17 protein-coding genes and 1 pseudogene are annotated in these 22,546 nt (G+C 67.2%); 10 read left to right on the top strand and 8 right to left on the bottom strand.

Features of this window, described 5'->3' with window-relative positions; genetic code table 11:
* Positions 1 to 5: 5 nt before the first annotated feature.
* The gene (locus EJO71_RS21655; RefSeq protein WP_125950726.1) at positions 6 to 1,304 is read right to left on the bottom strand and encodes an acetyl-CoA hydrolase/transferase C-terminal domain-containing protein; all 1,299 of its coding nucleotides are present in this window, start codon (positions 1,302 to 1,304) and stop codon (positions 6 to 8) included.
* A gap of 8 nt (positions 1,305 to 1,312) precedes the next feature.
* Positions 1,313 to 2,326, bottom strand: a complete 1,014-nt coding sequence (locus EJO71_RS21650) for a class I fructose-bisphosphate aldolase (RefSeq protein ID WP_125950725.1) — start codon at positions 2,324 to 2,326, stop codon at positions 1,313 to 1,315.
* Between the two features lie 168 nt (positions 2,327 to 2,494).
* Between EJO71_RS21650 and EJO71_RS21645 the strand changes: the two genes are divergently transcribed.
* Both EJO71_RS21645 and EJO71_RS21640 read left to right on the top strand, forming a co-directional pair.
* Entirely contained in the window at positions 2,495 to 3,046 is a 552-nt protein-coding gene (locus EJO71_RS21645) for a DUF2844 domain-containing protein (protein ID WP_125950724.1), read from the top strand.
* A gap of 35 nt (positions 3,047 to 3,081) precedes the next feature.
* The gene (locus EJO71_RS21640; RefSeq protein WP_125950723.1) at positions 3,082 to 4,431 is read left to right on the top strand and encodes a DUF3443 family protein; all 1,350 of its coding nucleotides are present in this window, start codon (positions 3,082 to 3,084) and stop codon (positions 4,429 to 4,431) included.
* Between the two features lie 7 nt (positions 4,432 to 4,438).
* On the opposite strand, the gene EJO71_RS21635 is transcribed toward EJO71_RS21640, so the two are convergent.
* Genes EJO71_RS21635 through EJO71_RS21625 form a run of 3 tightly spaced genes read right to left on the bottom strand, consistent with a single transcriptional unit; the run spans position 4,439 to position 7,680 of the window.
* Positions 4,439 to 5,611 (bottom strand): FAD-binding oxidoreductase, encoded by a 1,173-nt coding sequence (locus EJO71_RS21635; RefSeq protein ID WP_125950722.1) that lies wholly within the window; start codon positions 5,609 to 5,611, stop codon positions 4,439 to 4,441.
* Between the two features lie 34 nt (positions 5,612 to 5,645).
* Positions 5,646 to 6,551: a delta(1)-pyrroline-2-carboxylate reductase family protein gene (locus EJO71_RS21630; RefSeq protein ID WP_206169041.1), complete on the bottom strand. Its 906-nt coding sequence runs from the start codon at positions 6,549 to 6,551 to the stop codon at positions 5,646 to 5,648.
* A 13-nt stretch (positions 6,552 to 6,564) separates the two neighbouring features.
* Complete coding sequence (locus EJO71_RS21625) at positions 6,565 to 7,680, bottom strand: branched-chain amino acid ABC transporter substrate-binding protein (RefSeq protein WP_125950976.1); 1,116 nt, start codon at positions 7,678 to 7,680, stop codon at positions 6,565 to 6,567.
* Positions 7,681 to 7,858: 178 nt separating this feature from the next.
* Here EJO71_RS21625 and EJO71_RS21620 point away from each other — a divergent pair, with 178 nt between their 5' ends.
* From EJO71_RS21620 to EJO71_RS21610, 3 genes are all read left to right on the top strand, one after another.
* Entirely contained in the window at positions 7,859 to 8,752 is an 894-nt protein-coding gene (locus tag EJO71_RS21620) for a LysR substrate-binding domain-containing protein (RefSeq protein WP_125950721.1), read from the top strand.
* A 302-nt stretch (positions 8,753 to 9,054) separates the two neighbouring features.
* Positions 9,055 to 12,375: an EAL domain-containing protein gene (locus EJO71_RS21615; RefSeq protein WP_125950720.1), complete on the top strand. Its 3,321-nt coding sequence runs from the start codon at positions 9,055 to 9,057 to the stop codon at positions 12,373 to 12,375.
* A 72-nt stretch (positions 12,376 to 12,447) separates the two neighbouring features.
* Positions 12,448 to 13,215, top strand: a complete 768-nt coding sequence (locus tag EJO71_RS21610) for a hypothetical protein (RefSeq protein WP_240651472.1) — start codon at positions 12,448 to 12,450, stop codon at positions 13,213 to 13,215.
* A 56-nt stretch (positions 13,216 to 13,271) separates the two neighbouring features.
* Here the strand turns inward: EJO71_RS21610 and EJO71_RS21605 are convergent, their stop codons facing one another.
* Positions 13,272 to 14,300: an aldo/keto reductase gene (locus EJO71_RS21605; RefSeq protein ID WP_125950719.1), complete on the bottom strand. Its 1,029-nt coding sequence runs from the start codon at positions 14,298 to 14,300 to the stop codon at positions 13,272 to 13,274.
* 70 nt (positions 14,301 to 14,370) lie between these two features.
* On the bottom strand, positions 14,371 to 15,867 hold the full coding sequence (locus EJO71_RS21600) for a hypothetical protein (RefSeq protein WP_125950718.1): 1,497 nt from the start codon (positions 15,865 to 15,867) through the stop codon (positions 14,371 to 14,373).
* 166 nt (positions 15,868 to 16,033) lie between these two features.
* Here EJO71_RS21600 and EJO71_RS21595 point away from each other — a divergent pair, with 166 nt between their 5' ends.
* On the top strand, positions 16,034 to 16,495 hold the full coding sequence (locus EJO71_RS21595; RefSeq protein ID WP_125950717.1) for a GNAT family N-acetyltransferase: 462 nt from the start codon (positions 16,034 to 16,036) through the stop codon (positions 16,493 to 16,495).
* A gap of 161 nt (positions 16,496 to 16,656) precedes the next feature.
* Positions 16,657 to 18,036, top strand: coding sequence for a Bd3614 family nucleic acid deaminase (locus tag EJO71_RS21590; RefSeq protein WP_125950716.1), 1,380 nt, complete (start codon positions 16,657 to 16,659; stop codon positions 18,034 to 18,036).
* Positions 18,037 to 18,072: 36 nt separating this feature from the next.
* On the opposite strand, the pseudogene EJO71_RS21585 reads toward EJO71_RS21590, so the two are convergent.
* Positions 18,073 to 18,357: pseudogene (locus EJO71_RS21585) on the bottom strand (VOC family protein); the annotation flags it as partial.
* A 313-nt stretch (positions 18,358 to 18,670) separates the two neighbouring features.
* Between EJO71_RS21585 and EJO71_RS21580 the strand changes: the two are divergent.
* Genes EJO71_RS21580 through EJO71_RS21570 form a run of 3 tightly spaced genes read left to right on the top strand, consistent with a single transcriptional unit; the run spans position 18,671 to position 22,528 of the window.
* A complete protein-coding gene (locus EJO71_RS21580) occupies positions 18,671 to 19,657 on the top strand; it encodes a MurR/RpiR family transcriptional regulator (protein WP_125950714.1) in 987 nt (328 codons plus the stop codon).
* Complete coding sequence (locus tag EJO71_RS21575) at positions 19,654 to 20,619, top strand: isoaspartyl peptidase/L-asparaginase (RefSeq protein ID WP_125950713.1); 966 nt, start codon at positions 19,654 to 19,656, stop codon at positions 20,617 to 20,619. Before EJO71_RS21580 ends, EJO71_RS21575 begins: the two co-directional genes overlap by 4 nt.
* Before the next feature lie 31 nt (positions 20,620 to 20,650).
* Positions 20,651 to 22,528, top strand: coding sequence for a dipeptide ABC transporter ATP-binding protein (locus EJO71_RS21570; RefSeq protein WP_125950712.1), 1,878 nt, complete (start codon positions 20,651 to 20,653; stop codon positions 22,526 to 22,528).
* Positions 22,529 to 22,546 lie beyond the last annotated feature (18 nt).

Here is a 22,546-nt window from a genome sequence, read left to right as displayed (position 1 = left end):
GGCACTCAAAGCAGCTTCAGCCGCTTCGCCTGCTCGGTCAGCTCCGCCCTGAAGGCCGGGTGCGCGACGCCGATGAGTTCGCGCGCCCGCTGCTTCGCCGACTTGCCGCGCAACTGCGCGACGCCGTATTCGGTGACGACGTAGTTGATGTCGTTCTTGCTCGTGCTCACGTGCGTGCCCGGCGACAGCGAGGGCACGATGCGCGAGATGGTGTCGCCCTTGGCGGTCGAGGGCAGCACGATGAAGGCCTTGCCGCCGCGCGAGCGGTTGGCGGCGCGCACGAAGTCCGACTGCCCGCCCGTGCCCGAATACGGCGCATGGCCCAGGCTCTCGGAACCGCACTGGCCCAGCAGGTCGATCTGCATGGTCGCGTTGATGGCGATGAGGTTGTCGTTCAGCCCCGCCAGCGCCGGATCGTTGGTGAAGTTCACCGGATGCATCTCGAGCGCCGGGTTGCGGTCCATGAAGCGGTAGAGCCTCTCCGACCCCAGCGCGAAGGTCGCGATCGACTTGCCCGGCAGGTAGTTCTTGCGGCGATTGGTGACCGCGCCGCTCTCCACCAGCTTGAGGATGCCGTCGCCGATCATCTCGGTGTGGATGCCCAGGTCGCGCTTGTGCGTGAGCTGCATCACCACCGCATCGGGAATGCCGCCGTAGCCGATCTGCAGGGTCGAGCCGTCGTCGATCAGGTCTGCCACGTACTTGCCGATGGCCTCCTGCACCACGCCGATCTTCGGCAGGCCGACCTCCATCACCGGCGCCTCGTTCTCCACCAGCGCGGCCACCTGCGAGACGTGCACGTGGCAGGCGCCGTACGCGAAGGGCACGTTCGGGTTCACCTCCAGCACCACGGCGCGGGCCTTCGCGACGGCGGCCATCGTGTAGTCAGCCCCCAGGCTCAACGAAAAGTAGCCGTGCGCATCCATCGGCGACGCCATGCTGAAGACCACCTCGGCCGGGACCTGCCCGCGCTCGATCTGCGCCGGGATCTCCGAGAAGTAGTTCGGCAGGAAGTCGATCCAGCCCTCCTGCCCGCCCGCGCGGGTGGCGCCGCCGAAGAACAGCGCGACATGGCGCACGTTCTCGACCGTCTCCGGGTCGATGTAGGCGTACTTGCGCATCGCGAGGATCTGCGCGACCTTCACGTCCCGGAAATCGCGCCGCTGCTCCGACAGCGCGGTGAGCAGCGCAGGCGGCTCGCCCACGCCGGTCGGCACGATGATCATGTCGCCGTCGCGCACCTGGCGCACGGCATCGGCGGGAGATGCCAGTTTCTGGCGGTACAGGTCCTGGGGAGTCGTCATGCTCGGTTCTATGCCTCTTCCTTGTATTCGCCGCGGCGCGCGGCCCGGTTGGCACCGGTGCGCAGCACCAGCGCTTTCTGTGCGACCGCCACATTGGCGGCGTCGCCCTTCCATGCATCGAGCGCGGGCTGCTGCACCGCGCGGGAGAACGAGAAGGTCAGCGCCCATGGCAGGCGCGACCCGAAGCGGATGTTCATTTCGTTGAGGCGGGCCGAGGCCAGCGGCGCCGGCTGGCCGCCCGAGAGAAAGGCAACGCCCGGCACGGCGGCGGGTACGGTGCGCAGCAGGCATCCGACCGTGGCTTCGGCCACTGCGTCGACGGAGTCCTGCGTGGGCGCCTTCAGTCCCGGCAGCACCATGTTCGGCTTCAGCAGCATGCCTTCGAGCAGCACGCCCTGCGCTCGCAGTTCGGAGAAGGTCCGGTGCAGCACCTCTTCGGTGACCTCTGCGCAGCGCGCGAGCGAATGGCCGCCGTCCATCAGAACCTCCGGCTCGACGATGGGCACCAGCCCGGCTTCCTGGCACAGCGCGGCGTAGCGCGCGAGTGCATGGGCGTTGACGCGGATGCATGCGCGCGTCGGCAGGCCGTCGCCGATGGCGATCACGCCGCGCCATTTGGCAAAGCGCGCTCCCATCGCGGCGTACTCGGCAAGACGTTCGCGCAAACCATCCAGCCCTTCGGTGACGGTTTCGCCGGGATGCCCGGCCAGCGGCTTGGCGCCCGTGTCGACCTTGATGCCGGGGATGATCCCGACGTCGACCAGCGCCTTCGCAAAGGGCTGGCCCGCATTCGTCTTCTGCCGGATCGTCTCGTCGAACAGGATCGCGCCGCTGATGCTGTCGGCCAACCCGGGCGCAGTGACGATCAGCTCGCGCCAGTCGCGCCGCGACGCCTCGGTCTGCGGAATGCCCAGCGCGGCGAAGCGCTTGTTGCAGGTGGCGTTGCTCTCGTCCATCGCGAGCAGGCCCTTGTCGCCGGCGACGAGTGCGCGGGCTGTGTCGATCAGTGTCTGTGCGGTCATGGGGCACCTCTCTGGCGGCCATCCTACGCCCTCCCCGCCGGCTCGTTAACACCGCGAACCTGATCGCTGGCCGACTTGGTGTTTCAGCCAATGCGGCGCCGTGGGTCTTTATCTCGCCGAAGCCAACGGACAGTAACCTTCGCGCGTCGGGACGGAAAGGAAGTCTGAATGGAACACGGTTCACGAAAGCGTCATGCGCATCGCTTCGAGCGGCCCGCCTTGCTGGCCGGCCTCGCGGTCGCCACCGCCGTGTTCGCCGCGCCGTCCGCCTTCGCGGAACTGGGTGGTGCTCCCACCATGGGTGCCGGCCAGCGCGTAAGCATCGAATCGCGCAAGGCCGCCAATCAGGCGGCCGGCAGCTCGATGGCTGAAGCAGCCGCCAGCTGGAGCACGCGTGAAGTCACGCTGCCCGACGGATTGGTCCAGCGCGAATACCTGACGGCCAATGGCACCGTGTTCGCGGTGGCATGGCGCGGCTCGCACCGGCCGGAACTCTCGGTGCTGCTGGGCACGCGCTACGCCACGCAGATGTCGCGCAATGCACGCGAGCTGCGCCGGCAGGGCATGGGCTCCCACGGCACGACCTCGCAGGCGGACGAGACCTTCGCCGTGCACGCGTCCGCGCACCAGCGTTCCTCGACGGGCGTTGCCTGGCTGCCCCGGATGCTGCCTGCGGGCCTCGATCCGAACACGCTGTCCATCCCGGACCAAGGCTCCTGATCCTTTCAACCCGCTTGCAACCACCCACCGTGCCCATGGAACAACGACACGCAGGCAGCCGGCGCATCGCAGGCGCCAGGGCCTTGATCCGCCGAGCGGCTACCGCGGCTGCCTGCACCGCAAGCCTGCTGGGACTCGTCGCCTGCGGCGGCGGTGGAGGTGGCGGAGGCGGCGGTGCCCTGCCGGTCGGGCTGCTTCCCGCCAGCAGCTCCGCATCGACTTCGGCACCGGCCGCCACGCAGGCCCCCGCGACAAGCTCGCAGAACTCGATGTCGCTCACCGTGTCGCACGGAACCGATTCGAGCGGCGTCAACCTTCCGCAGGTCAGCGTGAAGCTCTGCGCGCCGGGGACCGGCACATGCCAGACCATCGACAACGTGCTGGTCGACACCGGTTCGACCGGCGTGCGCATCGCCGCCGCGGCGCTCAACTCGTCGATGCTGGCAGCCCTGCCGCAGGAAGCGGTGAACAGCTCGCCGCTGAATGCATGCGAACAGTTCCTCGACGGCTACACATGGGGAACGATGCGGCTCGCCGACATCACGCTGGGGCCGAAGTCCGCAAGCTCGCAGCCGCTGCAGATCGTGGGAGACCCTGCGTCGGGCACCGTGCCCAACGCATGCTCGGACAACGGCACGCTCCAGGCCGAGAACACCCCCGCCGAACTGGGAACGAACGGCATCATCGGCGTGGCCGCCTTTCTGCAGGACTGCGGCTCCGCATGCGCGCAGAAGGCCATTGCCGCCACCTACTACACCTGCCCGTCCGGAGGCCAGTGCCAGAACACGGCGGTGCCGGTCGCGATGCAGTCTCAGAACGTCGTCGCCAACTTCGCGCAGGACAACAACGGGGTCGTGCTGAGCCTGCCGGCGATTTCCTCGGCGGGCCAGGGCGTCACCGTGGGCACGCTCTACTTCGGCGTGGCCACGCAATCGAACAACGCCATGAGCGGCGCGACGGTGCTGCAGACCAATCCGCGCACGCTCAACGTCTCGGCCACCTACAAGAACGCGAGTTTTCCCGACAGCTTTCTCGACAGCGGATCGAACTTCTTCTTCCTGAACGATTCCACGATCGCCCAGTGCGCGAAGAGCGGCAACTTCGCCGGCTTCTACTGCCCCGCGAGCACGCTGGACCTGAGCGCCAGTTTCACCGCCGCGGCGGGAGCACCTTTGAGCCAGAGCTTCGCGGTTGCAAGCGCGCAGTCGCTCTTCACGAGCAACCCGGGCGTGGTGGCGGTCAGCAACATCGCCGCCACGAGCTCCGGCAGCGGCGCCATCGACTTCGGCCTTCCGTTCTTCTACGGCAGGCTGGTGGCCGTGCTCAACGAGGGGCAGTCCGCGCTGGGCCAGCAAGGGCCATTCACCGCGCTCGCACCCCCTTGAACAAGCCCTAGATTACGTTCTTCTCGAGCAACGGCCGGTTCTCGAGAATGCGCGCGAACGACACCGGAGAGAGATCGAGGCTGCGGTACTCGCCGAAGCGGATCAGCTCCGCCACGCCGCGCCCCGCCGCCGGGCATTGCTGCAGGCCGTGGCCCGAGAAGCCGTTGGCGAAATAGAGGTTGTCGCAGTCCGGGTGCAGGCCGAGGATGGCGTTGTGGTCGAACACGTTCATCTCGTAGTAGCCGGCCCAGGCGCCGGTCATGCGGATGGCTTCGAAGGCCGGCACGCGCTCGGCCAATGACGGCCAGATGAAGCTGTCGAAGGCCTCGTACTCGACTTCGAGCGGCGCGTCGTCCTGATCCTGGTCTTCGAGCGGCGCGAAGCCGCAGATGAATTGGCGGCCTTCCGGGCGCAGCCAGATGCCGGAGGTGTCGATCACCAGCGGGCAGCCGGGCAGCGTCTCGGGGCACGAGAAGCTGAACACGCTGCGGCGCCGGCCGTGCACGGGCAGGTCGATGCCGGCCCACTCCGCCACCTTCGCGGCCCATGCGCCCGCAGCGTTGACGATCACGTCAGCCTCGAGCGTCTCGCCGCTGTCGAGCTGCACGCCCGTCACCGTGCGCCCCTTGCACCTCAGACCCGTGGCATGCGCCTGCACATAGCGCGTGCCTTGTGACGCGGCTTTCTTGCGGAAGGCCTGCAGCAGGCTGTAGCCGTCGTACCAGCCCTCTCCCGAAAGACCCAGCGAGGCAAGCTCGACGCCCTCCGTCGAAATCCAAGGAAAGCGCGATTTCAGTTCACCGGGCGTCAGCAACGCCACGTCCACCTCGTGCGCCTTCTGCATCGCGTGGTTCTCGCGCAGCACGTCCACGCCGGCCGGCGAAGCGAGATACAGGTAGCCGGGCTCGACAAGGCCGATGTCGGGCACGTCGTCGCCCACGCGCAGCGTTTCGCCGAGCGTGCGAAAGAAGTCGATGCCGTAGAGCGACATCCGGATGTTGATGGCGGTGGAGAACTGCTGGCGGATCGAGCTTGCCGACAGCGCCGACGAAGCCTGCCTGTACGAGAAGTCGCGCTCCACCACCGTGACCTCGAAGGGCCCCTCCTCGGGGCTGCGGGTCAGGAAGTAGGCGATGGCGGAACCGATGGCCCCGCCGCCGATGATCACCACACGACGCATGAAATGCCCTTCTTCTCGCTGTTCGTCATTGCCACTAATGCTGTCGATTCGCGTAGGCCAGCTGCGCCGCCGCAAGGTCCCACAGTGCGTGGCCCACGGTCTTGACCAATACCGGCCGGCCTTCCCGTGCCGGCGACGCGTTGCAGAAAGCCTGCACGGCGGACCAGTCGACGCCCGCCCGGATCAGGTCTCCCGCCTCGCCGCGCGCTCCCTCCAGCGTATCCACAAACACGGCGCTGCGGCGCACCAGTTCGGGCGGCACCTCGGCCGTGTCGGCACGGTAGGCGCCGACGGCGATCACGGTGGCGTCCGGCCGCACCTGCGGCGGGACCACGGGATCCTGCGAGCTGGTTGCGGCGACGATCAGGTCGGCCTCCTTCGCCGCAACAGCCGGGTCCGCGACCGCGGCGCTGGCATCGACGTCCAACGAACGCATGTGCCGCGCCAGTTCCTCGGCATGGGCCTGCGTCCGTGCATGAATCTCCAGACGCCGGATGCCCCACACCTGGGCAAAGGCTTCGGCATGCGCGCGAGCCTGCACGCCCGCGCCGATCAGCAGCATGCGCGCCGCGCCCGTGCGTCCTGCCCTGATCGCTCCGGCCAGCGAAAGCGCCGCCGTGCGCCGCGCGGTCAGCACATTGCCGTCCATCGCGAGCAGGCGCGTGCCGGTGGTCGCGTCCATCAGCGTCACGTTGCACTGCACGACCGGCAGGCCCCGCGCGGCATTGGCGGCATGCACCGTCACCGTCTTCAGCGCGGCAAATTGCAGGTCGGCCGCCGGCATCAGCAGCATGACTCCGCCCGCCGCGAGCGCGACGGAGGTGCGCGGCGAGGCATGCGCTTCGCCCCGGCGTTCGCGCTCGAACATCTGCAGCAGCGCCTCGACCAGCGCGCCCCAGGGCAAGGCGGCTGCGGTTTCCTCCGCGTCCAGCATCCGCATGCGGGCGGCCGCCTCAGGAGCCGGCCACGCGCACGCGCTTGCCGTCCTTGTAGGTGAAGACGGTGAAGTCGGGCTTCTGCAGGTTGCCCTTGGCGTCGAAGCTGATGGTGCCGGTGACGCCGTCGAACTTCACCTTGCGCATCGCCGGCAGGTAGGCCTCGGGCTCGACCGAGTTGGCCGCGCGCATGCCGGCGGCCAGCGCCATCATGGCGTCGTACAGGTACGGCGCGTAGGTCAGCACCTCGGTGCCGTAGCGGGCCTTGTAGCGCTGCTCGAACTCGGCGCCCTTCGATGTCTTCTCGATTTCCTTGCCGCCGCGCGTGCAGTACAGCAGGCCGTCGACCGCTCCGCCGCTGATCTTCGCGACCTCGTCGGTGCACAGGCCATCGGTGCCGAGCAGCTTGGCCGTGATGCCCAGCTGCTTCATCTGCCGCGCGATGAGACCGCCCTGCGCGTCCATGCCGCCGTAGAACACGACGTCTGGCTGCTTGCTCTTGATCGTGGTGAGGATGGCCATGAAGTCGGTCGCCTTGTCGCTGCCGTACTCCTGCGCCACGATGTTGCCGCCCAGCGCCTTCACGCCGCGCGCGAACACCTCGGCGGCGCCCTGGCCGTAGGCGGTGCGGTCGTCGATCACCGCGATGCTCTTCGCCTTCAGATCCTTCACCGTGTAGTTGGCGATGGCCATGCCCACGTCCTCGTCGCTGGCCAGGATGCGGAAGACGTTGCCGTAGCCCTGCTTGGTGAAGGCCGGGTTGGTGGCGGTCGACACGTCCGGCACGCCCGCACGGCTGTAGACCGCCGAGGCCGGAATGGCCGCGCCCGAGTTGAAGTGGCCCAGGATGCCCTTCACGCCCATGTCGGCCAGCTTGTTGGCGACCACCATGGCCTGCTTCGGGTCGGCCTGGTCGTCCTCGGACTGCAGAACGAACCTGATCTTCTTTCCGCCGATGACGAGGCCCTGCCTGTTCAGGTCTTCGACCGCGAGCCGCGCGCCGTTGTCGTTGTCCTTCCCCCAGTGGGCGGCGCCCCCGGTGAGCGGGCCGGCGTGGCCGATGGTGACGGTCTGCTCGGCCTGCGCGAACGCGGCGGCGGGCAAGCCCAGGACGGAAGCCAGTGCGATGCCCATGGATGCGGAACGGGCGGTGCGCGAAACAATCATCGGAAGTCTCCTCGAATCGTTGGCAGGGGTCGGCACGCAGAATAGAGTCGTGGGCGGAGGCGAAACAAACGCTAAAAACTCACAACGTTGTGCACACCGGGAAGGACACCGCCCCGGGCACGACCGGCACAACCTCTGGCAATCGATGAGAAAAGACATTCCCAACCTGGGCGCGCTGCAGGCCTTCGAGGCCTCGGCGCGGCTGGGCAGCTTCACCCGCGCGGCGAGCGAACTGGCGCTCACGCAAAGCGCCGTCGGCCGGCAGGTGGCCATGCTCGAGCAGCGGCTCGGCGTGCCGCTGTTCTCGCGCGTGCGGCGCCGGCTCACGCTCACCGACGTGGGCCGCGAATACGCGGCGCGCATCCGCCGCCACCTCGACCAGATCCGCCGCGACACGCTGGAGATCAGCGCCGGCCACGAGATGGGCTTCGTGCTGGAACTGGCGGTGGTGCCGACTTTCGCCACGCAGTGGCTGATACCGCGCCTGCCCGAGTTCAGCCGGCAGCACCCGAACATCACCGTGAACCTGTCGGCGCGCTCGCAGCCCTTCTCCTTCCAGGAGAACGCCTACGACGCGGCCATCTACTTCGGCGACCAGTTCTGGCCCAACACGCGCGGCGGGCTGATCTTTTCCGAAGGCGAGATGGTGCCCATCTGCAGCCCGGCCTTCCGCGATGCGCACGGCCCCTGGGACGAAGCCGGCTTCGAGCGCTGCCGCCACGTGCACCTGAGCACGCGCGCCCATGCCTGGCGCGACTGGTACGCGCAGCAGGGCTGGGAATACACGGTGCACGCATCGCGCGGACCGCGCTACGAGCTTTTCACGATGGTGGTGGCCGCCACGGCGGCCGGCATGGGCGTGGGCCTGGCGCCGCGCATCCTGATCGAGCACGAACTGCGCACCGGCGAGCTCGTGATTCCGGTCGACCGGCACCTGGACGTGCGCCAGGGCTACTACTTCGCCTATCCCGAAGGCCGGCCGGCCTCCGGGGCGCTGGAGGACTTCAAGCGATGGGTGCTCGGGTTGACGCCAGCCTGATGCCCTGCTCCGTCCTGTCTATACCGGCTGCCCGTGGCCCGGCGTCGGGCCTGGCCCTTTCCGGGGGCGCCACCGGCTCCTCTTCCCCGATGCAAGGACGTGGCTCGCCCGAATTGATGCTTAAATATTCGGACTCGAGGCAAATCGCCACCGGCGTACTCTGAAATCTCTGTAACAAGTTGCGTGACGACCACGCATCGGCCATATATATTGCGCCAACGAAGCAACTGCTGCGTTCTCTGCCGTGCCGCACTGCAGCACACGGAGCCACCCGGTCTGTGCCAGCGGCAGGATCAAGTCCAATGTCATTGTCTGTCTGGGTCAGGATTCGCTTGCCGCTGGCCATTTTCCTGGCCGGCATGGTGCTGTCGGTCGCCCTCGGCGTGTCGGCCCACCAGGAAATCGGGCGCAGCGCCCAGGCCCGTTTCGACTCGACCGCCCTCGACCTGGCGCGCAAGGTGGAAGCCCGCTTCGACGACTACATCGCCGTGCTGACCGGCCTGCGCGCTCGGTTCAACACCGCCGGCGCCGTGACGCGAAGCGACTTCAGGGATTACGTCGCGGGCCTGAACCTGGAGAGCAACTACCCCGGCTTCCAAGCCGTCAACTACGCACCCGGCGTTGCGGCCAAGGACAGGCAGGCCTTCGAGGAAAAGGTACGCGGCGATGCCAGCCTCGACGCCGGCGTGGCCTCCGGCTTCGCCATCAAGCCGCCCGGCAAGCGGGACATCTACTACCCGCTGGTCTACATCGAACCCCAAGCCGGCAACGAAAGGCTGCTCGGCAATGACCTGGGCGCGATGCCCGACCGGGGCGACGCGCTCGAACAGGGCCGCGACACCGGCGGGCTGGTCACATCGGGCCGCAAGGTCCGCATCCCGGGCCGCGAGTCCGACATCGGACTGGCGATGCGGCTGCCGGTCTACAGGCCGGGCCAGCCGCTCGACACGCTCGAACAGCGGCGCAGCGCCTACATCGGCTCGGTCGGCGCGGGCTTCAGCATCGCGGGAATGCTTCGCGACATGGTCGCCCCCGACGCCACGAGGACGCTGCGCCTGCGCGTGATCGATGCCGGGCCCGGCAAGGGCGCGATCGGCACACGCATCGAGACCCGGTTCGTCCTGCCGGCCGCGTTCAGCGAGCAGCAGCTGCTGTTCGACAGCTCGGCCCCGGCAAAGCCCTCCCCCGCGCTCGCGCACAGTCTCCAGCGCATGCTGGGCTTCGAGCTGGGCGGCCACTCCTGGCTCGTGGAGGTCGGCCAGGCCGAAAGCCAGGTCTTCGGCCCGCTCGACAAGGCCATCCCGTGGTTCATCGTGTTCGGCGGCCTTGCCACCAGCATGCTGCTGGCCGGCATCGTCTTCTCGTTGACCACCTCGCGCAGCCGGGCCCAGGTGCTGGCTCTGGAGATGACCAGCCACTTGCGCGCCAGCGAGCGCCAGTGGAAGGACGCCCAGCAGATGGCCAGCCTGGGCAGCTGGACCCTCGACCTCGAGACCGGAACGCTGCAATGCTCCGAGGAAGCCCGGCGCATCCTCGGCTTCGATTCGGACCCCGTCCAGCCGGACCTGACCGCCCTGCTCTCGCGTGTTCCGACGCTTGAACGCTCCACGGTGCATCGGCAGATCACGCTGGCCTCGCAGTCCTCGGAGCGCCGCGAATTCGAGCACCGCCTGTGCCTGCACGACGGAACCGAGCGCTGGCTTCACGTCATCGCCCAGTCGGCCGAGGAAGACGGAAGGATGGTGGTGCGCGGCACCGTGCGCGACGCCACGCGGCCGCGCAAGGATGCGCTGCGCCAGAAGCTCGAATACAAGATCGCCCGGCTGCTGGCCGGCGACGGCAGGGCCGAGACGGTGATCGGGCTGGCGCTGGAAGCGATATGCACCGACCTGCACTGGGACTGCGGCGCGCTGTGGAGCGTCGGCGACGATGGCATGGCCCGCTGCACGGCTGCCTGGAATGCCGACAACGACCCGACGGTGCGGCAATTCGTCGAGGCCAGCCAGTCGCTCGCCTACCGGCCCGGCGAAGGTTCGCTCGGCCGCGCCTGGGGCATCGGCAGCGTCGTGCGGATCGACACGCAGACGGCCCCGAGCCATTTCGCTCGAGACGCGATGGCCCGCGAGGCCGGGCTGACCTCCGGCCTGATCGTGCCGATGGTCGCCAGCGATACGACCGCGGCGCTGGAGCTTTTCGGAGCAGCCCCTTACGCCGCCGATGCCGAAACGCTCGAGTCGCTGCGCGTGATCGCACTGCAGATCGCCCAGTACAGGCAGCGCAAGCAGGCCGAGCGCAGCCTGCGCTTCATGGCCAGCCACGACGAGCTGACCGGGCTGCTCAACCGCTCCGCGCTGCAGAGCGAGCTCGACCGCGCCATCAAGCGCAGCAACCGCAGCCAGAAGCAGTTCGCGGTGCTGTTCGTCGACCTGGATCGCTTCAAGCACATCAACGACACCCTGGGCCACGGCGCGGGCGACGAGATGATCAGGATCTGCGGCGAGCGCCTAGCGGCGCTGCTGGGCGACACCGAGGTCGTGGCGCGTTTCGGCGGCGACGAGTTCGTGCTGCTGCTGGAAAACCTGTGCAGCGCCAACGATGCCGCGGAGCTTGCCGAAAAGGTGCTGTCCACCTGCGCCGAGCCCTTCCTCATCAATGCGCGCGAACTGCATGTCAGCGCCAGCGTCGGCGTGAGCATCTATCCGGAGAACGGGGGCGATGCCGAGACGCTCCTGAAGAACGCCGACACCGCGATGTACCGGGCCAAGAAGAAGGGCCGCAACACCTATCGCTTCTACGCGGCCAAGATGAATGCGCAGAGCACCGAGCAGCTGATGCTGGAAAGCGCGCTGCGCCATGCCCTCGAGCGCGGCGAGCTGGAGATGCACTACCAGCCGAAGATGAACCTGCAGACGCAGCGCATCGTCGGCGTCGAGGCGCTGATGCGCTGGCACCATCCGACCCTGGGCATGATTCCGCCGGTGCAGTTCATCCCGATCGCGGAGGAGCTCGGCCTGATCCTCTCCATGGGCAAGTGGGCACTCGAACAGGCCTGCGCCGACGCGCTTGCATGGCAGAAGTTCGGCCTGCCTGCAGTTCTGACCAGCGTCAACCTCTCGCCGCGCCAGTTCGAAAGCCGCACGCTCATCACCGACATAAAGGCGGTCCTCGAGTCCTCGGGCCTCGATCCGTCGCTGCTGGAGCTGGAAGTCACCGAGGGCGCGGTGATGGCGAACCCCGAGCACGCGGCGGAACTGCTTCGCACGATCCGGAACATGGGCGTCGGCCTCGCCATCGACGATTTCGGCACGGGCTATTCCTCGCTTTCCTACCTGAAGCACTTTCCGCTCTCGACGGTCAAGATCGACCGCTCCTTCATCAACGACCTTTCGCAGGACGCCGATGCGCGAGCACTCATCGACGGCATCATCACCCTGTCCCACGGGCTGCGGATGAAGGTGGTGGCCGAAGGCATCGAGACCGCCGCCCAGCTCGAATACCTGCGCAGCCACGGGTGCGACGAGGCCCAGGGCTACTGGCTTTGCAAGCCCGTGCCCGCGGACGAGGCACGAGATTTCATGGCGCGTCACCTGCGCAACCAATTTGCTCCATCGGTGGTGGCCTGACGGCCCGACCGTCGGCGCAATCGTCACCGGGCACGCTCGCCCGGGCCTTCCCACCACCTCACAGGAGCATTCATGACCCACCCCACCCAGCGCAAGACACTGGAGCAGACGATCGCCGCCATCGAGGCGCTAGACCTCACGCTGATCAAGTTCAAGGCCTGCCGCAATGAAGACGGCTACGGCTGGCCGGCCGGCTACGCGGACAGGATGGAGGCGGCCTACAAGCGCTTCCTGGTGCTGCACGCCAGGCACCCCGACCTGACGCTCGCCCCCGAGCAGGACGTCGACCGCTTCTGGCACATGCACATCCTCGACACGCGGAAGTACGCGGCGGATTGCGAAGCCACCTTCGGCTATTTCCTGCACCACTTTCCGTACCTCGGCCTGCGCGGTGAAGATGACGCGAAGGCGCTGGAGGCGGCATTCCAGGAGATGCAGCGCCTGTCCGCCGAGGAGTTCGGCGAGCCGGCCAAGGATGGAGCGGCATGGTGTTCGCTTGAAGCGGGCAAGCCTTCCGCCGCATGGTGCTCGGCGGAAGCAGCCAAGCCTGCAGCGGCATGGTGTTCGCTCGAAGCAGGCAAGCCTTCGGCCGCATGGTGCTCGGCGGAAGTGGCCAAGCCCGCGGCGGCATGGTGCTCGCTCGAAGCGGGAAAGCCTTCGGCTGCGTGGTGCTCGGCGGAAGTGGCCAAGCCTGCGGCGGCATGGTGCTCGCTCGAAGCGGGCAAGCCTTCGGCCGCATGGTGCTCGGCGGAAGCGGCCAAGCCTGCAACGGCATGGTGCTCGCTCGAAGCAGGCAAGCCTGAGCCGGCGGGCTCGCGCGCAGGCTCCAGCCTGTCGTGAATGGATGATGGATCGGTGCGGGTGCGGAGCAGCCGGGCCGCCCTGTCCTTCCGACGCTAGACCGGATTGGGATTGCGCTCGAGAAATCCCTGCTGATGCCAGTAGGGATAGGCCCGCGTCGTCGCGCTGGCCGCATCGAGCTCCGCGACCTGCGCGGACGTGAGGTTCCAACCCACCGCGCCGAGGTTCTGGCGCAGCTGCGCCTCGTCCCGTGCGCCGATCACCACGCTCGACACCGTCGGGCGCTGCAGAAGCCAGTTGAGCGCGACCTGCGGCACCGTCTTGCCGACTTCGGCACCGACCTTCTCCAGCGCATCGACCACGCGGAACAGCAGCTCGTCGGGCACCGGCGGGCCCATGTCCGCGGTCACGTGCAGGCGGCTGTTCGCCGGCAGCGGCTGGCCGCGGCGGATCTTGCCCGTGAGCCGGCCCCAGCCCAGCGGGCTCCACACCACCGCGCCCACGCCCTGGTCCTGCGCCAGCGGCATCAGCTCCCATTCGTAGTCGCGGCCGACCAGCGAGTAATAAGCCTGGTGCGCCACATAGCGTGCAAGACCATGGCGCTCGGACACGGCCAGCGACTTCATCAGGTGCCAGCCCGAGAAGTTCGACACGCCGATGTAGCGCAGCTTGCCCGCGCGCACGAGATCGTCGAGCGTGCCCAGCGTTTCCTCCACCGGCGTGCTCGCATCGAAGCCGTGCAGCTGGAACAGGTCGATGTAGTCGGTGCCCAGGCGCTTGAGCGCGCCGTCGACGGCCTGCACGAGGTGATGGCGCGACGAGCCCACGTCGTTCGGCCCTTCGCCGCTGCGGAAGGTGGCCTTGGTGGAGATCAGCAGTCCGTCACGCGACCGCCCCTTGATCGCCTCGCCGAGCACTGATTCGGCTGCGCCGGACGAGTAGATGTCGGCGCTGTCGAACATGTTCACGCCGGCCTCGAGGCAGATGTCGATGAGCTTGCGCGCCTCGGCGACGTCAGTGCTGCCCCACGCGCTGAAGAACTCGCCCTTGCCGCCGAAGGTGCCGGTGCCGAAACTCAATACGGGAACCTTGAGGCCCGATTTGCCCAGATGACGGTATTCCAAAGTGGTACTCCTTCAAGTGAAGAAATCCATTGTTGAAAAAAGCCCCGGACCCTGCGGTTTGGCGGGCTTTTTATCTGACGGCGCTCACGGGCAGGGTCTTGTTCTTCTCGTCCTTTGTCGCGTCGCGGCGGGTCAGCCCGGAAAACAGCACGGCGAACTCCACGATGGCTTGGAGGAAGGCATCGATGTTCTGGGCAAGATAGACCACCAGTGGCGGCTCGCCAGGACGCCCCTCCCAACTCCCTTGCGCACGACGAGTCCCGGCAAGGACGCCGATGGCCTCCAGTTCGCCCTTGATCGTAGGGCCGTCGGAAATCGCATGACCCGACCAGCGCACTTCGAGGCTTGCCTTGAGCGAGTGGTGCTCGACCCATTGCCTGGATTGCCTGGACACGCGTTCGACCCATTTGTGGGCCTCGAGCGAAGTGATGCCGACCCAGGTCGAGGTCGAGCGGGCCTGAACCTGTTGAAGCATCTGAGGAAGCACCTGGTTCCTGAAGACCCCCTGCACCGCAAGGCGCGCGTTGGTAATACGCTCCCGCTCGAGAAGCGCATCGCCTGCATTGACCGGACGCAATGCCGCGCCTAGTGCCTTCTGCCTTTCGCTCCACTTCGACGGCTTGGCCGCGGCGCCGACGATAGGCGTCTCCTTGGGTTGTTTGTTCAACCACAACTGAAGGCTCGCGATGATCTGCCGCTCCATCGCGCCCGCCACGCGCCTGGCGACGTTGTAGGTGACACGAATCATTTCATCGCGCTCGCCGACGCCTGAAGGTTCGGCGATGAACTGCTCGCCGACGAATGTGCGAATCGCGGGCTCGAGCGGCTTGTTCGCTGACCAGATCAGCCAGCGCCTTGCCCGCTCATGACGCTGCAGCAGGCTGAAATCGGCCTGGCGGCTTTCGCAATCGCTGCACATGCTGATCGCCTGCGCATCCGCGCCCGGCTTTTGATACGTGCCGGTTGCCTCGTTGCCTGCGTTGACCATGGACTTCACCAGCACATCGTTGTCGCCGGAGAGAGCGCTCGTCTTGACTCCCACGGCAGCGAGCGCCGAAGGCACGATCGCGATCCAGAACGAAGCGGGAATCACGCTGTGGGACTTCACGTTCTCGTCCATCTTCAAACGCTTCTTGGGTTGTCCGCAGTTGATGCAGACAGCGTTCTTCACCGAATCCGCGGAGATGCCCACCACGAGCGCCTCGCGCGAATCTCCCTTGGGGTCGACGATCAGCAGCTTGATTGCATAGCTGCCAACGACGTCGTCGGTCGGTAGAACGATCCCACCGGGCGCGTTCTTCGGCACGAGGTCTGCTGCTGTAATGAGCTTTCGCATCGACTCCTCCAGGATGCCCCTGTCCGCGTGGCCCCTGAACTGAGCCATGAGCTTGGCGAACTCGGTGGCCATCGCCAACAGCAAACGCTGGAGTCGGAAACTGGAGAACGAAAGCATCTGTTTCGCCAGAACACCGCCGGGGCGGATCTTGTAGATGCCGTCGCCCGAGCGAGTCCAGGCGTTGGGCGTGTCCGTGGCTTCCCTGTAGCGATAACAGTTGATCAGCGCCATGCATGAGTCCTGGTTGGTGTGCCGCCTTAGTGCGACACGCGTTGCTGCGTCGAGAGATGCAACAACATTCTGATACAGACAACATCTTCGAGACAAGGATCCATCGCAACGACTCGGGACGGTTTGCCGCGGCTTGGCAACGAGGCTCCGTCAGTAATATCGCGCCATGCAGATCTCCCTCGAAAGCCCCGCCCAGCCCGACGTCACCCGGCTCATCGACGACCTCGACGCCTACCAGAAGCCGCTGTATCCGCCCGAGTGCCACTACGGCATCGACATCGCGGCGCTCTCCGCCGCAAACGTGCTGTTCGCGGTTGCTCGCGACAACGAAGGCACGGCGATCGGCTGCGGAGCCATCGTGATGGAACCGGAATTCGGCGAACTGAAGCGCATGTATGTGCGGCCCGAGAACCGGGGACAAGGCGTCGCGGCGAAAGTGCTGGGTTTCCTCGAGAACGAAGCGATGGGGCGCGGTTGTGCGATGTTCAGGCTGGAGACCGGCGTGAGCCAGCTCGAGGCGCTGTCGTTCTACACGCGCTCAGGCTACGCGCGGCGTGGTCCGTTCGGGAAGTATCCGGACGATCCGCTGAGCGTGTTCATGCAAAAGCATTCAGATCAGGCTTTATAGGCTCGCAGGGCCCGGTAAATCACCTTCGTTCAGGCCGCCCACTCACCCGAACAGGGGAGTCGCGCAAGGAATGTGCGAGATAGCATCCCCGAGGTCCGATTCTCTGCAAGCCTTCGATCGACTCCAGGCTGCGCAGACTCGATGCCGAAGGGAGCAATCGCGTGGCCTACATCAACAAGTTCCAGTTTGGTCTGCTCAACGTGTTCGCGATCCAGGCGGCACAGCCAGGGTTCGACTACGCCCTGCTGATGCTTCGGGGAGCCCAGCAGAACACTGCGCCGACGATCGTCGGCCTCGGGCGCCAGCCGGCCGTCATGCCCCCGCAAGACTCGCACACGGCCGTGGTCAATGCGATCCAGGACCGCGCAAGGGGTGGCGGCAATCTCGGCAATCTCGTCGTCTTCACCACCTACATTCCGACAGTCGCGTGCCTGGGCATCATGAAGACCCACGGCATTCATTCGGTGACCTACTGGAATGGGCACCAACTGCGCTACATCGCCATTGGAGCGACCCCGAACGTCAACAACATGCTGGCGGCGGCAGCCGCAGCACCAGCCACGAACAACGATCGCTTCTACGTGCCGAACGGCCTGGAACCTGTCGCAGGCGACTGGGCCAATCTCCCGAACAGTGCGCAGGCCTATCTGACCAACCTGTCGCAGGCGGGCAACCTCCCGGCCCATGCGCATGCATGGCGCGCCAACTGGAATGCACTGCCGGTCGCGGCGGGCCGGCGCCACATGGCGCCCCTGCAGCAGTTCCCCGGCGCAGGAGCGAACGCCACGCAGGCCTACGCCGACATCCTCTACATGCTGTTGGTCTATGCCATTGCCGGGCGAATCAACTGGGGCGGCATCCGTCCCAGCGCGCGCATCGTCGGGCTGCTGGCCGAGCCCAACGGCCGCATCTGGGGCTGGCAGGTCAATGCGCGGGCCTACAACACGACCTATCACGCCGAAACCAACCTGGTGCAGGGCCTGCGCCGTGCGGTGCCCGCGGGAGCCACGCTGTACTCGACGCTGGAACCCTGCCATCAGTGCGCCGGCATCTTCGTCCATGCAGGAGGACAACGCTGCGTCTTCGGACAGTTCGACCCCAACATGACCGGCAACACCGCCCTCGCGGCGAACGCGATGAATCCGCTGGGACTCAGCCAGCGTTTCAACCAGGCGACCTATTTCGCCCAGGGGCGCGCGCCGGCGGTCATTGCGGGCGACCATCTTGAATTCATCCGCCAGCGCACGGCCATTGGCGCACGTGCGGCGGCGGTGGGCCAGGCTTTCCAAGGCAACGCGCATGTCGCGCTCCTACCCGGCCAGACGCGAGTGCGGCTGGCTGTCCAGAGCATCAACGAGGCCGCCATTCAGCGGCGGGTGCTCGACATATTGGAAACGGCCCCGGCGCGCGAGTTGTTCTCGCAATCCGAACGAATGCTCGGCCATTTCATCACCGTAGGGCGGGCGCTCTGGGGGCCTCTCGCTCCGGCGGTGTCGAGCGTCGAGCAGGTTCTGGCGCAGTTGTCGCCCGCCAGGCACTGACCGGCGTCGCACGGGCGGGGTGCGCAACAAGCCCGGTCAACGCCTGATAGGTACCGAATCCGCGCTGCGTTCGGCCTCGCCGTGGAACACGGCTTCGATGTTGTTGCCATCGGGGTCCAGCACAAACGCCGCGTAGTAGCCAGGGTGGTACGAGCGCTCGCCCGGAGCGCCGTTGTCCCGCCCGCCATGCGCCAGCGCGGCCTTGTGGAACGCATCCACCATCGTCCGGTCCTTCGCCTGAAATGCAAGGTGATGGCGTCCGGTCAGTTCGCCCTGCACTTCCTCGCTGTCGCGCGTCGAGACGAACAACTCGTCCGCCCAGTGCCGAACCTCGATCCGGTTGCTTCCCCTCGTTCATCGTGGCTCCCTCATGTGCCGGAGATTTTGCCGACCCGGCCGTCCGGCAGGCGCAAATCAACGACATCAGGGGAAATCCCTAGACGCCCGCTTCGAAGCGAGCTCGGGCGTCCCCTCCACGAGGGAAACAGGTACTTCCCTCGCCCCATCAATGCCCCTTCACCCCTGGCCCGCTACTTGCGATCATGATCAAAAATGACAGAAAATTTTCTTATCTGACTTATATTTGTAAACTGGTTTTCAAAAAACGCACACTTTCGGGCGCATCGCACCCTCCATGAGCACCACTCTCGACACCCCAGGCACCACCGTGGCCCAGCGCATCGCGCAGGCATTGCCACGGCTGTCGCGATCGCATCGGCAGGTGGCCGATTACGTGCTGGAGCACCCACTGCAGGTCGCCACGCTGCCGATCGACGAGCTGGCTGCGGTGGTGGGCGTGTCGGTCGCCACGGCCAATCGCTTCGCGCGGGCGCTGGATTTCGATGGCTACGCCACATTCCGCGCCGAGCTCGTGCGCGGCTTCGAGCCGCTGGTGGCGCCGGTGGAGCGGCTGCGCGGCAACCTGGAGCGTCCGACCACGGTGGCCGAGGTGTTCGCCACCGCGCTCGACGAGAGCCGCCGCAACATCGACGCCACGCGCCAGACGCTGGACTACGCCGCCTGCGAAGCCGCGGTGGAGCGCATCGGCAAGGCGCGCTCGGTCTACATCGGCGGCTTCGGCGCAAGTGCGTGGCTCGCGGGCCTGCTGCAGCACGGGCTGGACGGCAGCTGCAACGACGTGCGGCTGCTCGCGGGCGTCAGCGGCGTCACGCATGCCGCACGCACGCTGATGCACGCGGGCCCTCAGGACGTCTTCATCGGCCTGACCTTTCCGCGCTACCTGACGGACACCATCGCGCTCGCGCAGATCGCGCGCAGCCAGGGTTGCGCGGTGATCGCACTCACCGACCGCCCCAGCTCGCCGCTGGCGCCGCTGGCCGACGTGGCGCTCTTCTGCCAGACCGAAACCAGCTACCGACCCAACTGCGAGACCAGCGTGCTCGCACTGATCGAGGCGCTGACCAGCGCGGTGGCGCTGCGCGCGCCCGACCCGGTGCATTCCGCTGGCCGCATCCTGCAGGCGGTGCGGCCGTGGCTGCACGGTGCCAACGGACTGCCGCGCATCAACGGGCTCGACACCAGCGCCCGTCAGCAAGACACGACTACAGATGCCTCCGCCCTGAACGGCGCCGGCAAGAGAAAGAAGAAAGCTTCCCGATGACCCAGACCCATGTGCCCGTGATCGCCATCCACGGCGGCGCCGGCACCATCAGCGCCGCCACGACCAGCGCCGAGCAGGCACAGGCCTATCACGACGCGCTGAAAGCCATCGTGGCCGCCGCGCAGGCGATGCTGCTCAAGGGCGCATCCGCGCTCGACGCCGCTTGCCTCGCGGTCGAGATGCTCGAAGACTGCCCGCTCTTCAACGCAGGCCACGGCGCGGTGTTCACGCACGACGAAACCCATGAGCTCGATGCCGCCGTGATGGACGGCACCACGCTCGCCGCCGGCGCGGTTGCCGGCGTGTGCCACATACGCCGCCCGGTGCGCGCCGCGCGCGCCGTGCTGGAAGACGGCGCGCATGTGCTGCTGGCCGGTGCCGGCGCCGAGGTGTTCGCGCGCGAACGCGGGCTGGAGATGGTCGAGCCTTCGTTCTTCTCCACCGAAGCGCGGCGCCAGCAGCTCTACCGCGTGCGCGACACCGGCCGCGTGGTGGTCGATCATGAAGGCGCCTCGATGGCCGCTGCCTCCCCGCTCGACGAGGACAAGAAGTTCGGCACCGTCGGCGCGGTCGCGTTCGACATGCACGGCCACCTGGCCGCAGCCACCTCCACCGGTGGCATGACCAACAAGCGTGTCGGCCGCATCGGCGATTCGCCGCTCATCGGCGCCGGCACCTACGCCGACGACCGCACGGCCGCCGTGTCGTGCACCGGCAGCGGCGAGATGTTCATCCGCGTCGCCGCAGCCTACGACGTGTGCGCGCGCATGGCCTATGGCGGCGCGACGCTCGAAGCCGCCACGCATGCCGTGGTGCAGAAGTCGCTGCCGGCCATCGGCGGCTCCGGCGGGCTGATCGCCGTCGACCGCCACGGCAACCTGAGCCTGGCCTTCAACTCCGAAGGCATGTATCGCGGCCACGCACGCGGCAACGACGCGCCCATCACGGCCATCTTCGCCTGAGACCGCACGCACTCCTTTTTCTCGCACTCCCATGTCCACCCCTGCCCTCGCCCTGCCGGACGGCCGCGTTCTCGCCGTCGACGACCTCACCGTTCGCTTCTCGACTTCCGAGCGCACGGTCGATGCCGTGAAGAAGCTGTCCTTCCACGTCGACCATGGCGAAACGCTCGCAGTGGTGGGCGAATCGGGTTCGGGCAAGTCGGTCACCTCGCTCGCGCTGATGCGGCTGGTGGAGCATGGCGGCGGCCGCATCCTCAACGGCAGCATGATGTTCCGCCGCCGCAACGGTGAAGTGCTCGACCTGGCGCAGGCGCGCGACAGTGCGATGCGCAGCATCCGCGGCGCGGACATCGCGATGATCTTCCAGGAGCCGATGACGTCGCTGAACCCGGTGTTCACGGCCGGCGACCAGATCGCCGAGGCCATCCGCATCCACCAGGGCAAGAGCGACGCGGCAGCGCGTGCCGAAGCCCTGCGCATGCTGGAGCTGGTGCGCATTCCCGAGGCGCGCAACGTGCTCGACCGCTACCCGCACCAGCTCTCGGGCGGCATGCGCCAGCGCGTGATGATCGCGATGGCGCTGTCGTGCAAGCCGCAGCTGCTGATTGCCGACGAGCCGACCACCGCGCTGGACGTGACCATCCAGGCGCAGATCCTCCAGCTCATCCGCGAGCTGCAGAAAGAGATGCGCATGGGCGTGCTCTTCATCACGCACGACATGGGCGTGGTGGCCGAGATCGCCGACCGCGTGCTCGTGATGTACCGCGGCGACAAGGTGGAAGCCGGCAGCTCCGACACCGTGTTCGCGGCGCCGCAGCACCCCTACACCCGGGCACTGCTGTCGGCCGTGCCGAAGCTCGGCGCGATGCAGGGCACCGACCTGCCGGCCAAGTTCGAACTGCTGCGCACGGAAGCCAGCGCCGAAATGGCGCCGTGCGATCACACGACGCCGCAGGACACCGTGCGCGAAGACTCCGGCCCCATTCTTCGCGTGCGCGACCTCGTCACGCGCTTCGACGTGCGCAGCGGCCTCTTCGGCCGCGTGAAGCGCCGCGTGCATGCGGTGGAAAAGATCAGTTTCGACCTGTACCCCGGCGAAACGCTGGCGCTGGTCGGCGAATCGGGCTGCGGCAAGTCGACCACCGGCCGCTCGCTGCTGCGCCTGGTCGAGAGCCAGAGCGGCTCCATCGAATTCGGCGGCCAGAACATCCGCGAGCTGCCCACGCGCGAGCTGCAGGCGTTGCGCCGCAACATCCAGTTCATCTTCCAGGACCCGTTCGCCTCGCTCGATCCGCGCGTGACGGTGGGCTTCTCGATCATGGAGCCGCTGCTCATCCACGGCATCGCCAAGGGTGCAGAGGCCCAGCAGCGCGTCGACTGGCTGCTGCAGAAGGTCGGCCTGCCGCCGGAGGTGGCGCAGCGCTATCCGCACGAGTTCTCGGGCGGCCAGCGGCAGCGCATCGCCATTGCGCGCGCGCTGGCGTTGAACCCGAAGGTGGTGGTGGCCGACGAATCGGTGTCGGCGCTGGACGTGTCCATTCAGGCGCAGATCGTCAACCTGATGCTCGACCTGCAGCGCGAGCTGGGCGTGGCCTTCCTCTTCATCTCGCACGACATGGCGGTGGTGGAGCGCATCAGCCACCGCGTGGCCGTGATGTACCTGGGCCAGATCGTCGAGATCGGCCCGCGCCGCGCGGTGTTCGAAGCCCCGCAGCACGCCTACACCCGCAAGCTGATGGCCGCGGTGCCGGTGGCAGACCCGTCACGCCGCCACAAGCCGCGCGCGCTGCTCGAAGGCGAGATTCCCAGCCCCATCCGCGCGGTGGGCGACGAGCCCGAGGTGCCGCCGCTGGTGCAGGTCGCGCCGGGGCACTTCGTGGCGCGGCACGCCATCGGCGGCGCCTTCTGACTCTCTTCAACTCATTTT

Origin of the sequence: Variovorax sp. 679 (assembly GCF_003952185.1) — a bacterium.
Taxonomy (GTDB): Bacteria; Pseudomonadota; Gammaproteobacteria; order Burkholderiales; family Burkholderiaceae_C; genus Variovorax.
This window is presented reverse-complemented; position numbering and strand designations above follow the sequence as displayed.